This is a genomic window from Colwellia sp. (assembly GCF_013215345.1).
Classification (GTDB): domain Bacteria; phylum Pseudomonadota; class Gammaproteobacteria; order Enterobacterales; family Alteromonadaceae; genus Colwellia.
On the sequence record NZ_JABSOV010000019.1, the window covers coordinates 1 to 15,534 of the forward strand.

15 protein-coding genes are annotated in these 15,534 nt (G+C 38.5%); 9 read left to right on the top strand and 6 right to left on the bottom strand.

All coding sequences use genetic code 11. The annotated features are described in order from the left end of the window. Positions 1-182 precede the first annotated feature (182 nt). From pheS to ppsA, 4 genes are all read right to left on the bottom strand, one after another. Positions 183-1,178 carry a phenylalanine--tRNA ligase subunit alpha gene (gene pheS / locus HRT50_RS04070; protein ID WP_291611602.1) on the bottom strand — a complete coding sequence of 332 codons (996 nt, stop codon included), beginning with the start codon at positions 1,176-1,178 and terminating at the stop codon, positions 183-185. 205 nt (positions 1,179-1,383) lie between these two features. Then, a complete protein-coding gene (locus HRT50_RS04075; protein WP_291611604.1) occupies positions 1,384-1,638 on the bottom strand; it encodes a hypothetical protein in 255 nt (84 codons plus the stop codon). 362 nt (positions 1,639-2,000) lie between these two features. Continuing rightward, entirely contained in the window at positions 2,001-3,701 is a 1,701-nt protein-coding gene (dld, locus tag HRT50_RS04080; protein WP_291611606.1) for a D-lactate dehydrogenase, read from the bottom strand. 432 nt (positions 3,702-4,133) lie between these two features. Next, positions 4,134-6,521, bottom strand: coding sequence for a phosphoenolpyruvate synthase (gene ppsA, locus HRT50_RS04085; RefSeq protein ID WP_291611608.1), 2,388 nt, complete (start codon positions 6,519-6,521; stop codon positions 4,134-4,136). A gap of 360 nt (positions 6,522-6,881) precedes the next feature. On the opposite strand from ppsA, the gene HRT50_RS04090 reads away from it, so the two are divergent. Both HRT50_RS04090 and HRT50_RS04095 read left to right on the top strand, forming a co-directional pair. After that, entirely contained in the window at positions 6,882-7,691 is an 810-nt protein-coding gene (locus tag HRT50_RS04090) for a pyruvate, water dikinase regulatory protein (protein ID WP_291611610.1), read from the top strand. A 464-nt stretch (positions 7,692-8,155) separates the two neighbouring features. Continuing rightward, positions 8,156-9,208, top strand: a complete 1,053-nt coding sequence (locus tag HRT50_RS04095) for a 3-deoxy-7-phosphoheptulonate synthase (RefSeq protein ID WP_291611613.1) — start codon at positions 8,156-8,158, stop codon at positions 9,206-9,208. Positions 9,209-9,325: 117 nt separating this feature from the next. On the opposite strand, the gene HRT50_RS04100 is transcribed toward HRT50_RS04095, so the two are convergent. Continuing rightward, positions 9,326-9,805 carry a low molecular weight protein-tyrosine-phosphatase gene (locus HRT50_RS04100; RefSeq protein ID WP_291611615.1) on the bottom strand — a complete coding sequence of 160 codons (480 nt, stop codon included), beginning with the start codon at positions 9,803-9,805 and terminating at the stop codon, positions 9,326-9,328. Positions 9,806-9,976: 171 nt separating this feature from the next. Between HRT50_RS04100 and ybaK the strand changes: the two genes are divergently transcribed. Beyond that, a complete protein-coding gene (gene ybaK, locus HRT50_RS04105; protein ID WP_291611617.1) occupies positions 9,977-10,444 on the top strand; it encodes a Cys-tRNA(Pro) deacylase in 468 nt (155 codons plus the stop codon). Positions 10,445-10,561: 117 nt separating this feature from the next. Here the strand turns inward: ybaK and HRT50_RS04110 are convergent, their stop codons facing one another. Further along, entirely contained in the window at positions 10,562-12,205 is a 1,644-nt protein-coding gene (locus tag HRT50_RS04110) for a M28 family metallopeptidase (protein ID WP_291611619.1), read from the bottom strand. Between the two features lie 221 nt (positions 12,206-12,426). On the opposite strand from HRT50_RS04110, the gene HRT50_RS04115 reads away from it, so the two are divergent. From HRT50_RS04115 to HRT50_RS04140, 6 genes are all read left to right on the top strand, one after another. Then, positions 12,427-12,750 carry a hypothetical protein gene (locus tag HRT50_RS04115; RefSeq protein WP_291611621.1) on the top strand — a complete coding sequence of 108 codons (324 nt, stop codon included), beginning with the start codon at positions 12,427-12,429 and terminating at the stop codon, positions 12,748-12,750. 154 nt (positions 12,751-12,904) lie between these two features. Next, entirely contained in the window at positions 12,905-13,120 is a 216-nt protein-coding gene (locus HRT50_RS04120; RefSeq protein WP_291611624.1) for a hypothetical protein, read from the top strand. Positions 13,121-13,193: 73 nt separating this feature from the next. After that, a complete protein-coding gene (locus tag HRT50_RS04125) occupies positions 13,194-14,174 on the top strand; it encodes an alpha/beta hydrolase (protein WP_291611626.1) in 981 nt (326 codons plus the stop codon). Positions 14,175-14,262: 88 nt separating this feature from the next. Then, positions 14,263-14,469, top strand: a complete 207-nt coding sequence (locus HRT50_RS04130) for a hypothetical protein (RefSeq protein ID WP_291611628.1) — start codon at positions 14,263-14,265, stop codon at positions 14,467-14,469. A 288-nt stretch (positions 14,470-14,757) separates the two neighbouring features. Continuing rightward, complete coding sequence (locus tag HRT50_RS04135; RefSeq protein ID WP_291611630.1) at positions 14,758-14,913, top strand: hypothetical protein; 156 nt, start codon at positions 14,758-14,760, stop codon at positions 14,911-14,913. A 6-nt stretch (positions 14,914-14,919) separates the two neighbouring features. Continuing rightward, complete coding sequence (locus HRT50_RS04140) at positions 14,920-15,270, top strand: GNAT family N-acetyltransferase (RefSeq protein ID WP_291611632.1); 351 nt, start codon at positions 14,920-14,922, stop codon at positions 15,268-15,270. The last annotated feature ends 264 nt before the right edge of the window (positions 15,271-15,534 follow it).

Here is a 15,534-nt window from a genome sequence, read left to right on the forward strand (position 1 = left end):
TGGGTGAGGACCACATTCAACCACTTCCCCAATAACAACACCACTAAACTCGCCAGCTACTGGGTCAACACCGTCAACCTCTAGGCCAGCCATAGTAATTTGATGTGCTAATTCATCAGAAGTAAGTGCAGGATTAACCCACTCACGTAACCAAGATTCACTAAATTTCATTATGAGTTTTCCTACTTGAACTGTTTTAAGAAGCGAAGATCGTTTTCAAAGAATGCACGTAAATCATTTACGCCATAACGCAACATAGTTAAACGTTCAACACCCATACCAAAGGCAAAACCTGTGTAAACTTCTGGATCGATACCAACACTACGTAAAACATTTGGATGTACCATGCCGCAACCTAACACTTCTAACCATTTACCATTTTTACCCATGATATCTACTTCAGCAGAAGGTTCAGTGAAAGGGAAATATGAAGGGCGGAAGCGAATTTCTACTTCTTCTTCAAAGAAGTGATGCAAGAAGTCATGCAAAATTCCTTTAAGGTGAGTAAAGCTAACGTCTTTATCTACCATCAATCCTTCAACTTGGTGAAACATTGGTGTATGTGTTTGGTCATAATCATTACGGTACACTTTACCTGGCGAGATAATGCGTAGTGGCGGCTTTTCAACTTCCATAGTACGGATTTGCACGCCTGAGGTTTGTGTACGTAATACTAATTTTGGATTGAAATAGAAAGTATCATGATCTTGACGTGCTGGGTGATGCTCAGGAATATTCAAGGCATCAAAGTTGTGATAATCATCTTCAACTTCTGGGCCGGCTTTAACTTCAAAACCTAAATCACCAAAGAAACTTTCAATACGAGCAATGGTACGAGTTACCGGGTGTAAACCACCGATTTGTGTACCACGACCAGGCAAAGTAACATCAATAGACTCTGCCGCTAGTTTTTCTTTAATTTCTTGGGCACGTAATAGTTCACCACGGTCGTTAAGTAATTTCTGTACTGCTTGTTTAGCAATATTAATTACTTGTCCCATTTTAGGCTTTTCTTCTTTTGGTAATTTACCTAAGCCTTTCATTTGCTCAGTAAATAAACCTTTCTTCCCTAAAAAGTTAACGCGCACTTGATCAAGTGCAGTTGAATCTGATGCTTCTGCAATGGCAACTTCTGCCTGTGCAACAATAGCATCTATAGTGGTGGTGTCTAAGCTCATGATTTCCTCTAATAGGGGGTTAATAAACGAATTGACTCGACTGGGCCGATGAAAACAAGCGCAGATGAGTAAGTCATTTATTATTAGACTAAGTGAAATAGTAAAAATGGGACTGATTTTACACGAAAACTCATACTTAGGTAGCTTTCGGTAGCAGAAATAGTGGCTTTTTTATCAATAAATGCGATATAAGGGTTGCCAGTAGTTAATCTTGAGGTTTTTTAGATTTTTTGGCTCGTTGCTCGGCTTCTCGTTTCATTAAAAGAAAGGTCAAATACATTTTAGTGGGTAAAGAAAAAACCATACCAAAGGCAAAACACGTGGCGCTAATGAGAATACCGGTAACGCCTAGTGATGCCATATAATCACTGTAGTTATGTAAATAAATCCCTAGCAGTAATAGGCAGAGTCCAATACCGATAGAGATTTTCAGTAATAACATTAAGCGCCGATCAGACAAAGCTACTACCTTTTAGATAACAGTTATCAAGAATTTAGCAGACAAGCATTTAGAAAACAAACATCATAGCTAACCAACCTTAACCATGTGATATCTGTAGTTGCTCCGGTACTGGTTACTGAAAAATCACTCATCAGTACCGGATATCTATACGCCCCACTCAAGTAACCCTAATGATTGCCAATACCTATAAAATATAGCGTAGTTTCCCCATTATTAAATAGTTCTGATCTGTGAGCAACTGGCGCATTAGCTAGAGCAGAAGTAATGTTAATTGCCGTAAACATTGACTTTTTTCATCCGCTTTCCCTTTATGATTTTTTCCCTAAGGTTAGCGGTTAAATCATTACAAAGTGATTAACTTAGTGCCAATGTTTACATTTAGACGTTTTACCAATACCCGGATTAAAGCTATTGGTCGGATCTAGCTCTTTATAAAACGCTTTTAAATCAGCCTTAGCAAAATACTCATGTCCAACATTATGCTCTGCAGGGTACTCTGCCCCCCGTGCATCAAAGGTAGCCAATATTTTATCTTTAACCGCTTTTGCATCAACACCTTTTTTTAGAATATAGTTTTGGTGCATCACATGGCAAAATAAATGTCCGTAATACAGTTTTACTGCAATTAACTCATCAAGCTCAGGCGCTAAGGTTTCAAACCAATCTTTTTCGTTGCGAGGAAAAGCAACATCTATAGTCATGATAGCGCCAAGCTCTTTACTGTTCATTAGCTGCTGACGACCAATAGCACCACCAGCAACAAATCGATGTAAAATAGCCTTTTTACCTTCTTCTTTGGTACATTCAAAATAACTGCCCTCATTGGAGGCAAAGAAGTTGTCAAAATAATTTTTAGCCTCATCAACACCTTCATTACTCATTTCAATGATCCAGTGATGCTGGTATTTATCTCGGTACTCATCCATGCGTTTAGGCAGATGGTTTGGCCACAAAGCGCTCATATATTGCATTATACGGTCAGAGAACTTGCTCGGTAAAAACTTTATTTTATCGGCAAAACGATCGACTGTACGTTTGATAGCAAACATTTTAGGCATATATTTTGAGCCCAACTTATCAATCACTAAAAATGAATCTTTACCGTATTTTTTTGAAGCGTCATAACAATCACGATGTAAATACTCGCCCGATACCGGTAATGATTTAAATGTCGATAACATATCTCTTCGTATTTTTTCTAATACAGCAGGATCATTAGTGCCAACATAAAAAACTTGCTGCTTTTCAGGAATGGCAAAAGTATCCATACGTACGGCAAAAACAGCTAACTTTCCAGCACAACCAGAGGACTCATACAAACGACGTCCATCGTTGTTATAACGTGAAGGTGTATCTTCATCAATCTCTCTAACACGTTCATGATATTCATTATCTGATGCACGTTTTGATGGGAAACCAACATCTTTTTCAGTAAAGTTTTTTTGTTGTAAGTTAGTTAAAATTTCTTCTGGGGTATCACCTAAATCAATACCTAAATTATTAACCAGTGATAAATTACCTTGTGCATCTATTTGCGCGTAGATTGAAAGCTCGGTATAAGCTGGCCCTCTTTGTACTAGAGCGCCACCTGAATTATTACAAATACCACCAACTATTGAAGCGCCAATACAAGAAGAGCCTATAACAGAATGCGGTTCACGGCCGTATGGTCGTAAAACATCTTCTAAGCCAAATAAAGTACTACCCGCTAAACCTACAATTTGTTTCGCATTATCAATTAAATGAATGCTATTTATACGCATAGTGTTAATGATAACAAGGTCACGATCATAATCGTTGCCATTTGGCGTTGAACCACCTGTTAGGCCGGTATTTGCTGCTTGCATAATGACGGCAACATCAGCCTCAACACAGACTTTAAGTGCTTGCCAAATTTCTACCAAGTTCTCTGGTCTTACCACAGCAATAGCTTCACCTGAGCCAAATCGGAAACCTTTAGTGTAAGCTTGTTTTTTTACGGTGTCAGTGAGTAGGTACTTGGCACCCACGATTGTTTTTAAACCTTGGATTAAGGAAAGTTGTTCAGAATTGCCCGTCATGTCAGATCTCGATTAGATTATCGTAGAAGCAGTATAGAAATCTCTGCTATTCAATTAAATAAGTATACCTGAATGGATAGGAGGAGTGAATATATACCCAAGCTACTTCAATATGCTCGTTTCAGGACGCCTGAGCGATTCATGATCAAGGCGTGTATTTCATTAATGGTTGTTACCTTAATGAACATACGTAACGATGAACGTGATTTGCTCAGGCGTAAGCTGCTAATACCCTGACAAAACACTGATAATGTCCGGCTAACACTTCGATAAATAGCAGGCATAAAAAAACACCTTAGCTAAAATCGCGCTAAGGTGTTTTTAATATTTTTCTAGCTGCAATATCACTACAGCTTCTTTTGCTAAGGTTATAGCTGAGGTTCTAGCTAAGTTCTACCACAAGGTTTAAGTAAAAATTTAACTAAAGACGAGCTAAGCTTTCTTCGCTAATTGTTCAGCAAGGTATAACCAAGTTGGCAATACCGTATCTGGGTTAAGTGAAACACTATCAATGCCCTGCTCTACTAACCAAGCAGCAAAGTCTTCATGATCTGAAGGTCCTTGACCACAAATACCGACGTATTTACCACGTGCTTTACAGGCTTTAATCGCCATAGATAATAGTATTTTTATCGCTGGATCACGCTCATCAAATAAATGCGCTATTAAACCCGAGTCTCTATCTAAACCAAGCGTTAGCTGAGTTAAATCGTTTGAGCCAATAGAGAAGCCATCAAAGTAATCAAGGAATTGATCCGCTAATAAAGCATTTGACGGTAATTCACACATCATAATAACGCGTAAACCATTTTCGCCACGCTTTAAGCCATGCTCAGCAAGAATATCAATAACCGCCGCCGCTTCTCCCAAGGTACGAACAAACGGGATCATTACTTCAACATTGGTTAAATCCATGTCATTACGAACACGTTTTATCGCTTCACACTCTAAGGCAAAACAATCTCTGAAATCTTTAGAGATATAACGTGCTGCACCGCGATAACCAATCATAGGGTTTTCTTCGTGCGGCTCATACGCTTCACCACCAACAAGATTAGCGTATTCGTTTGATTTGAAATCAGACATACGCACAATCACTTTTTCAGGTGAGTATGCCGCTGCTAAGGTTGAGATACCTTCAGTTAGTTTGGCAATATAAAACTCAACCGGGCTTTCGTAACCGGCGATAATATCGTTAATTTCATCTTGTAATTCAGCAGACTGCTTATCAAAATTAAGTAACGCTTTTGGGTGAATACCAATCATTTTATTGATAATAAACTCTAAACGCGCCAAACCAATACCTGCATGTGGTAAACGAGCAAAAGCAAAAGCTCGGTCTGGATTACCAACATTCATCATGATTTTAAGCGGTAACTCTGGCATATCATTAATTTCAGAGGTCTTCACCTGATAATCTAGCTTGCCGCGGTAAATAAAACCGGTATCACCTTCAGCACAAGATACAGTTACCATATCGCCGGTTTTAATCAGCTCAGTGGCATTGCCGCAGCCAACTACAGCAGGAACCCCCATTTCTCGAGCAATAATAGCAGCATGACAAGTTCTACCTCCGCGATTAGTGACAATGGCAGAAGCTTTTTTCATGATAGGTTCCCAATCTGGGTCGGTCATATCAGTAACTAAAACATCACCTGGTAGGATTTTATCCATTTCAGCGAGTGACGATAATACTTTCACTTCACCACTACCAATTTTATGACCAATTGAGCGTCCTTCACAAACAATCTCTAGCGTGTCATCTGTTTGTAAGTGGAACTGTTCCATTACATTGGCATTTTCACGACTCTTAACAGTTTCAGGACGTGCTTGTACAATGTACAGCTTGCCATCTAAGCCATCTTTTGCCCATTCGATATCCATGGCGCGGCCGTAATGCTTTTCAATGATTACCGCTTGTTTAGCCAGCTCTTCAACTTCGCTATCGGTTAATGAAAAACGGTTAGAATCGGCTGGGTCGATATCAACAATTTCAACTTGTTTTGAATGCTCTTGGCTATCTGAGTACACCATCTTAATAGCTTTGCTACCAATATTACGACGTATTACCGCTGGTTTACCTTTAGCTAGGGTTGGTTTATGAACATAAAATTCATCAGGATTTACTGCCCCTTGTACTACCATTTCACCTAAGCCAAAGCTTGAAGTGATAAAGACGACTTGGTCAAAGCCCGATTCAGTATCTATAGAGAACATTACACCCGAAGAAGAAATATCACTACGCACCATTTGCTGAATACCAGCAGATAGCGCAACGCCGCGGTGGTCATAACCTTGATGTACACGGTATGAAATAGCTCTATCATTAAACAAAGAAGCAAATACATGTTTAATGGCAATCATTACCGCATCAAAACCACGAACATTTAAAAAGGTTTCTTGTTGGCCAGCAAAAGAAGCATCTGGCATATCTTCCGCTGTTGCCGAAGAACGTACTGCAAAAGAAGCATCGTCAGAGAAGTCGCCGGCAAGTTGTGCATAAGCAGCTTCGATATCCTGCTGCATTTGTGGACGAAATGGCGTATCGATAACCCATTGGCGAATAGTTGCACCACATTTGGCTAGTGCATTAACATCGTCAACATCTAAGCCATCGAGTAGTTGATAAATTTTTTCATTAATACCGCTTTGCTCTAAAAACTCATTAAAGGCAAATGACGTGGTTGCAAAACCCGTAGGCACTTGCACACCAACATTAGCCAAGTTAGAAATCATTTCACCAAGTGATGCATTTTTACCGCCGACGCGATCTACATCATTCATGCCTAAGTTTTGATACCAAAGAACATTTTCTTGCACGACACTTCTCCAATTAAAAAATAAATTTGTTTAATCATACTAACTCTATTAAGTTAATGCTCAACTCAGCGCTTCATGAGTGAGTTTAAAAGCCTTACAATACGGCGCTATTGATTTCGATAAAGGCGTAACCCTTATATTCAATCAATGCATTACCTCAAAGGCTTTTAATTATCACTGAGTGTGAAGCCACTTGATAGACTTAGTATTTTTTGTAGTTAAGTACATTCTACACTGCCAGTTATAGTAAATTAAAGACATAATAAAATATAACTTAAAAGTTTTCATACTAGCTTTCACGATAAATTCATTACAGATAAATAACTATTCAATTCACTTTTCAATTAAGACGATTCAATTATGCGTTCAGCTTTTTATATCTCTGATGGCACCGCCATCACTTCTGAAGTTTTTGGTCATGCACTGCTGTCTCTTTTCCCCACTGAATTTGAGCACCACACCATCTCCTTTGTAGAAACCGTAGAAAAGGCTGAAGAGGCCAAAGAAAAAATAAACAGAGCGACCAACCGCAGCGGTGAGCCAGCGTTGGTATTTCATACTTTCGTTAATAATGATATTCGTGAAATAATTGATAGTTGTGACGCGGTAATTTATAATTTTTTAGAGCCCTATGTTGCTCCCCTAGAAAAAGAACTGGCAATGAAAGCCAAACCTACCGCCCATAGAACTCATAGCATTCATGAGAAAACTTACGATTACCGCATTGAAGCAGTGAATTATGCCCTAGCAAATGATGATGGCTCTAATATCACCAACTATGAAGACGCGGATGTAATTTTAGTCGGCGTTTCACGTTCAGGTAAAACGCCAAGCGCGCTATATCTAGCACTGCAATATGGCATTAAAGCGGCTAACTACCCTTTTACCGATGATGATATGGAAGAATTAACAATCCCAATTTTTTTAAAGCCATTTAAAAAGAAACTCTTTGGCCTAACCATAGATGCAAAAAGACTGATGGATATAAGAGAAGGTCGTATGTCTAATAGTAAGTATGCTTCAGCCAGACAGTGTCGCATGGAGGTTAGAGAAGTAGAAAAGCTCTATAAAAATGAGAAGATACCTTTCATCAATACCACCAAGTTTTCCGTTGAAGAGATTACCGCTAAAATACTGTCTGAAACCGGCTTGCAGCGTTACAAATATTAATTTGTCATAATTAAGACCTTCTTGATATCAAATGATCGGCATTTTATCGCTTTTTATTAGTAATAACAGTTCACATTAGCGGCTAATTTAGCTATGTTATCGCCCATAAATTAGTTAATACCCGTTACCAATCAAAGTACGGGATTTCAGTGGGAATTAAAGTTTGTTTATGCAAGGCATTAAGTTGACAGAATGGTTATTCCATTGTGACAATTAATAACGCAGTATAAACGAACTTTAAACCCATCGTAGAAGCGCTTGAGCAACATCACTTCATCGTTACATCAATTTGAAATGGAGTAACCATGGCAATATTGATATGCCTTGAATTGAAATTGCTCAAACGCTCTGAAACATGCATTTTGAATGATAACGGGTATATGCGCCGCGAACATATCGCTGATTAAAAAGCCGAACTAAAAACAAACTAAATCAAATTAAAACCAAAAAAGTATTAGAATTTCATGACCATTAAAACTGATGAATTACGCACGACGCTAATTGAAAATTTAGCCTCTCCCGCTGAGCTTGCTGAGCTAATTCCCTTAAGTGCTGCCACCGCAGATTTTATAATGCAAAGCCGCAAAGAAATTGAAGCGGTTATTAGTGGTGAAGATAAGCGTTTACTGGTAATTATCGGCCCTTGCTCTATTCACGATACAACTGCCGCCATTGATTACGCGAAAAAACTGACGGTATTGCGTGACAAGTATAAAAGTGAATTACTTATTGTTATGCGTGTTTACTTTGAAAAGCCACGTACCACCGTAGGTTGGAAGGGTTTAATTAGCGACCCTGACTTAGATAAATCATTTCATGTTGCTAAAGGTTTAAAACTAGCACGTAGCTTATTAGTCGAAATTAATGACCTAGGACTAGCTGCCGGCACTGAGTTTTTAGATATGGTTACCGGTCAGTACATTTCCGACCTGATCAGTTGGGGCGCTATCGGCGCACGTACTACTGAAAGCCAAGTTCACCGCGAATTAGCCTCTGCCTTGTCATGCCCTGTTGGCTTTAAAAATGGTACTGATGGCAATGTTAAAATTGCCCTTGATGCGATTCAGGCTTCAAGTGTACCTCATGTATTATATTCGCCCGATAAAAGTGGCCAAATGTGTATTTACCAAACTCATGGCAACCCGTTTGCCCATGTGATTTTACGTGGTGGCAAGGTTCCTAACTATCATGTTGCTGATATTAAAGAGACTCGTCAGAAACTAGAAAAAGCGTCACTATCACAAAGTATTATGATTGATTGCAGCCATGGTAATAGCTGTAAAGATCACAATAAACAAATAGATGTCGCTCGCTCAATAGCTGAACAAATAAGCCAGGGTGAAGAAAGTATTTTTGGTGTTATGATTGAAAGCTTCATTGTCGAAGGCAATCAAGCGGTTAAAAAAGATACACCATTAACTTATGGACAAAGTATTACCGATGCCTGTGTTGATTTAACGGTAAGTGATGACATTTTAGCGCTACTAGCTGATTCAATAAAAACGCGTTTCGCTTAAATAGAGCGATAAGCTTTTACTTATTTTGTTGAAAGAGCAAAAAGTATAACTATGCAAATAAAAAAACCTTAGCTTTGGCTAAGGTTTTTTATTTTCACGGTAATATGTCGCGCTGGTTTATATTTTTTCTAATAAACCATCACTGGCCGCTTCAACTAAATCCAGTACATAGTCAAAACCTTTAGCGCCACCATAATACGGATCTGGCACCTGCTCTTCCTCATGGTCGACAGCAAAATCTAACAATAAATGTATTTTATCAAGCGCAGCTGCTGGTGCTACTTTCTTTAGCTCGGCAACATTGTCATGGTCCATGGCAAGAATAAGATCAAAATCTGTAAAGTCTTGCACTGTCACCTTACGCGCTTTAATGCCATCAAAAGAATAACCACGGGCAACACCGGCTTTTTGCGCACGATGATCTGGCTTTTCTTTGGCATGAGCACCTAAGGTACCAGCAGAATCAACTTTTAGCGCTAAGCCTTGAGCATTCATTTTATATCTAAACACAGCCTCAGCACTGGGCGATCGGCAAATATTGCCCATGCAAACAAATAAAACTGAGTTAATTCCTTTTATATTTACGTTGTTAGACATTTTTCACACCACTTAGTTTGCTGAATCACCTTGCCCATTAACAGGATTAACAACTTGTATTTTCCTGCTAGGGAGTTTATTTTATGTTTTTTATTGTCTATTTTTTTTCACAATAAATAAAGATAAATTTTAAAGAAAATCACAAGTTTAATCAAAAGATAAGAGACTTCCATGACTCCCGCAATAAATACCACCAAGCTAAACAAAGTGATTTATAAAGTACATGAGTACAAACATGATGCAACTTCCGAATCTTATGGTGATGAAGCCGCACAAAAGCTTGGCATAGCCACGGATAGAGTTTTTAAGACCTTAGTCGTTAATATTGATAATAAAGCCTTGGTTGTAGCTGTGATTCCTGTGTCAGCTATGCTAAACATGAAACTTATCGCTAAAGCCTATTCAGGGAAAAAAGCGACCATGGCATTAAAAAGCGATGTAGAGCGCTCAACCGGTTATGTACTCGGTGGTGTTAGCCCACTTGGGCAAAAAAAGCGCCTAAAAACCTTTATTGATGCATCGGCAAAACAATTTCCGACGATTTATGTCAGTGCTGGTAAAAGAGGTTTAGAAATAGAGTTAAGTCCACAAGATTTACAGAAGTTAACCCAAGCCGAGATGGCAGATATTTGCCAGTAAGCTTATGCAGCTAAAAAAAGCGATAATGCCCTATGGCCACTACCGCTTTATATTACTAGTTTATTTGCCCCGTTAACTCAAACAGGAATATTTTTAACCATTCGTTTAACGCTGCTCTTACCTTTTAAACTCAGAGGTTTTGCTCCACTGTGGCCAAACACCCTCGTGAGATAGCTCAACACCAATTTCAAAGAACAATTGCATATCTTCAACAGCGCCAGTTAAATCCCAATCGTCACTGTATTCATCACAAAGACCGTGGTAACACTTAGCAAGAATTGGATCTAATTTAGCTCTTAAATCAGCAGTTTTTTGGTCGGCCGGAGTAGCGCCGCCTTTTGCGTATAACGCTGGAATACCTACGTTAGCAAAAGCAAAGTGATCAGAACGGTAGTAAATACCTGCTGCGGGTCTAGGGTCACCCGAAATTACACGGTTTTGCTTTTTAGCTGCTTTAGTTAAAAAGTTATCAAGCTCTGATTGACCTAAACCGTAAACGGCAACATCTGCACTTTTACCATTTACGTTCAATGCATCCATATTAATGTTAGCAACCGTTTTAGCTGCTGGGATAATAGGATTTGCAGCATAGAATTTAGAGCCAAGTAAGCCCTGCTCTTCTGCCGTTACCGCTAAAAAGGTAACTGAACGGTCAAGTGGTTGTGGTAATTTTGAAAATGCTTCAGCAACTTCAATTAACGCAGCCGTACCGGTAGCATTATCACGGGCACCATTATAAATTTGGTCACCTTTTTTCGTTAAATCAGTACCTAAGTGGTCCCAATGAGCAGAATATAAAATATGTTCATCTGCTGATTCTTGGCCCGGTAAAGTCGCGATAAAGTTATATGAAATTGAATTCTTGATAGTATTTTTCACGGTAATAGAAGCATCTAAATCGCCCATATCTATGTTAAAACTACCTTGTGCGGCACGTTCCTTCATTTCAGTGAAATCTAAACCCGCTTTTGCAAATAACTCAGTTGCAACATCGCTGTTAATCCAACCTTCAACCGCAACACGACCTTTATTTAAGTCTTCACGTTGAAAGCTAAATTGTGGGCCAGTCCATGAGTTCTTAACTACCGACCAACCGTAAGATGCGGGTGCAGTTTCATGAATGATAATTGCCCCTTCAGCGCCTTGACGACTTGCTTCTTCATACTTGTATGTCCAACGACCATAATAGGTCATGGCATTACCTGTAAATAATTCAGGATCTTGCGTGGCGAAACCTGGATCGTTCACTAAGATAACAACCGTTTTACCCTTAACATCAAGATCTTTATAATCATTCCAGTTATATTCCGGTGCATTAACACCGTAACCAACAAAAACAAGCTCAGAATTCTTAAGTTGTTCTAATTCACTGATGCGAGCACTACCCATTACCATATCAGTGCCTTGTTGGTAGTGTTTACCACCAATGACTAAGCTCATATCAGTTGAGGCTTCAATTGATACTAAGGGTACTTCTTGTAAGAAACTATCACCATTGCCTGGTTTAAAACCTAAAGCTTTAAACTGCTCAGTTAAGTAGGTAAGGGTAAGCTTTTCACCTTCACTCGATGGCGCACGACCACCAAATTCATCTGAAGATAAAACTTTTACATGTTCAATTAATTGCGCGGTATTAATACTGTCGTAGCTTGCGCTAATGTCTTTTGAAGAGTTAACGGGTGAAGAGTTGTCAGACGTAGTTGCCACACAACCTACCAGCACGGCGGCTGAAAGAAGTGATAAGGCAATTTTTTTTATCATAATAAATATACTTATACAGTGAAAAAGATGGCCGAAGTATAAATGTTCTCAAAACAACTAACCAGCTTCGATATGTAAATCAACGTACCGCAAGGTAAGTGAACTGTCATGCTCAGTTTCCACCAATGTCAATGGCACATAACTTGTAGATAGATTTTACCTGTCCGCTAGTTTACAGTAGCCAAATTACTTGCTTATACCACCCTACTCATAAGAATAAAATGAAAGAATCCTTAAAAGAACTCGCTGATATAGTCGCCAAAGCCAATGATTTATTTTATGACCGTAACAAACATGTAGACACCTTGATGGGCATAATGGATAAGACATTACGTAAACAAGGCATGAATGCCGATGCGATAACAATTGATTGCATAGCAATGGACAAAAAAATGGTCTTGGTGTTGCATGATAGTAAGCCTGATACGGTTGACATTGCCCTAGGTGATAAAGCTGGCGTCGTCCACTCTTCAACCGAACATGCCTTAAAGGACGTTAGCATCAACCAAATAGTCGATATGATGGAAGTGAATTTCCTCTCCTAATTAGCAATTAATCACCTATTAATGAACTAGGACAAGGTCATTAAATAACTTACAGGCAACAGTTGGCGCGTTAGCAATAATCATTATGTTTAGTGCCTTGCAAATTTTTAGGTTATTATCAACATAAGTGTTTATCTACCATTAAAGGAATATTATGAATAACGATATTAAAGGGATGTGTCTTTTCTTAGGTTTAATTGGCGTAGGCTATGCGGCTTTATTAATACTCTTAGCTTTATTCACCGGCGCTAAAATTATCAAAAGTGTTATATTTATCTCGGTATTTTCATCTGGCCTGATAAGTTTAGGTTTAACATCTCAGGTTAAAAATCGCTTAGTTAGTCACGCTAAATCTTTTATATCAAAATAGTTAGTACTGGTATTGCTAACAAGCAAATGCAGTCAATTAAATACAGTCAAGATTTTTACCAAAAGGACACTTTGTGCGTATAGTAATTATTTGCTTAGTGGTGTCAGCTTTAATCTATTTGTTAATGGCATTTACTTTTGTCTTTCTTCCGATAAAACGCGTACAGCCTGAGGGAGGATTGGACTTTGATGCTATCGCACATAACAATTTTTCGGTTACGTCAATAAACGAACAGCACTATAAGGCAAGAGACAATAGCAAGTTGTTTTACCGCTATATTCTAGGTAGCTCTGCTGAAACTATTGTTTTACTACATGGCTCAGGGACAGAGGGAAGATATTTAATCCCCTTAGCTAAAAAACTAAATACTGAATTAAATATTACCGTTATCATCCCCGATCTACGTGGCCATGGTTATTCACAAGGCTCTACCCCGGGCGATATTAATTACCTTGGCCAGCTTGAACATGATCTCGAAGATTTACTTAGCCATATAAAGTCATCCTATGCCAATGCGAAAGTAATATTAGCTGGGCATTCTTCTGGCGGTGGGCTTGTGGTTAAGTATGGCGGTAATAATCTAAATCAATTTGATGGCGCTATTCTTTTAGCCCCTTACTTAGGTTATCAAGCACCCACTGTTAGGCAAAATTCAGGCGGCTGGGTACAAATAGCCAAGCTTCGTTACGCTGGATTAGCCATGCTTAATAACATAGGCATCACTTTTTTAAATAACTATCAGGTACTCTTCTTTAACCGTCCAGCGAAAGTCACAGGTGAACTGCAATTAGAAAGTTATAGTTATCAGTTAAATGAGTCTTTTTCGCCACAATCATATGCTACTGATTTATCAAACTACAAAAGTCCAATGCTGCTGCTAGTGGGTGAGTTAGATGAGGCCTTTTATCCAAATGAATTTGAAAAAGTATTGGAAAAAAATGCACCGCATGCCGAGTTTCACCTTGTGAAGAAGACTAAACATCTAAATTTGCCATTGAGTGAAGAAGTGGCAAAATTAATGCAATTGTGGCTGATAAAATCCTATGAAAAATAAATTAAATTGAGCGGCGTCATTTATTCAAGAAAACAATTTTACCAATTTAACACTAACTTACTGAACACTCTTTTAATAAGGGCATATTATGGAAGTTAAAATATTTACTAAAATTTTGCGGGCAAAAATAGGTTTTCTTCCTAAATCCGATGTGGCAACCGATCAAGGTTTAGAAGGCGAAATTAATCTTTGGCTAGCCACGCAACCAAATATCAAAATTCAAAATATCACCCAATCTCAAAGTGGTGGTTTCTTTCAACCATCAACAATTGTGGTAAGCATTTGGTATAAATAATGCTCTTGGGCTTATGGAAAAAAATGAACAAGGTAAGGTTTCAATGACAAAAGTCACGCTAAGGCCCCATGCTATTTTTAGTAGTGATAAAAGCCAAGTTTAACGCAACTTGAAAAAATGCACCATCAAGCGCATGAGCAATGCTTTATCGCCAATTCAGTAAAAAGCCAAATTGTTACAGAGATCATCCGCTGATCAGGCAATCTAGTCGGTATAATCCTGCTGACTTATATAGACAAGATAATAACTAAGTTATGATTTTGTGTTAAATTTTTATGGTATTTAGCAATGATAGTATGTGAAAGTGATCTGTTAATTATCAGGCAGCTCACCCTAGCGGATGCTGAATTTATGCTGCGACTACTGAATGAAAAAAGCTTTACCCGTAATATTTCCGATAAAAAGGTTCGCAATATCACTCAAGCCGAAAAACACCTACAATAAGGGCCTATGGCAAGCTATGAAAAGCTCGGCTTTGGGCTGTGTTTGGTTAAGTTGAAAACAACAAAATGTCCTATTGGTATATGTGGCTTACTTAAGCGTGAAGAGTTAGAGCACCCTGATTTAGGTTATGCTTTTTTACCCGAATATTGTGGTAAAGGTTATGCCTTAGAGGCTGCAAATAATATGCTAAAACAACAATTACCTAAATACTCTTTAACAACTATTTTAGCTATAACCAGTCCAGATAATCACTCTTCAAATAGGTTATTACAAAAAGTGGGCTTCAAGCAAATCGGTATGATGGAATTATATAACAGCCAAAACAACCTCTATGAATACATAAGTAACATTAGATAACATCTATTTTGTTATTATAAAGCGATAATATCGGAGTCACAGCCGATTAGCTCTGATTAACTCTGATTAACTCGCATTAAAAATGATTATCCTAGGGCTTTCAATCATTCCGATATTCCCTTGTTACTTACTTATTTAAATGACCAACAACAAACACAATACATTAACACCGCTATTCCTCAACCGTACAGTCTTGATGATACCAAGTGGTGGGGAAACAGTGGTAGCCAAGCTGACACGATAAAAGCTATTTAGCTTGATGGC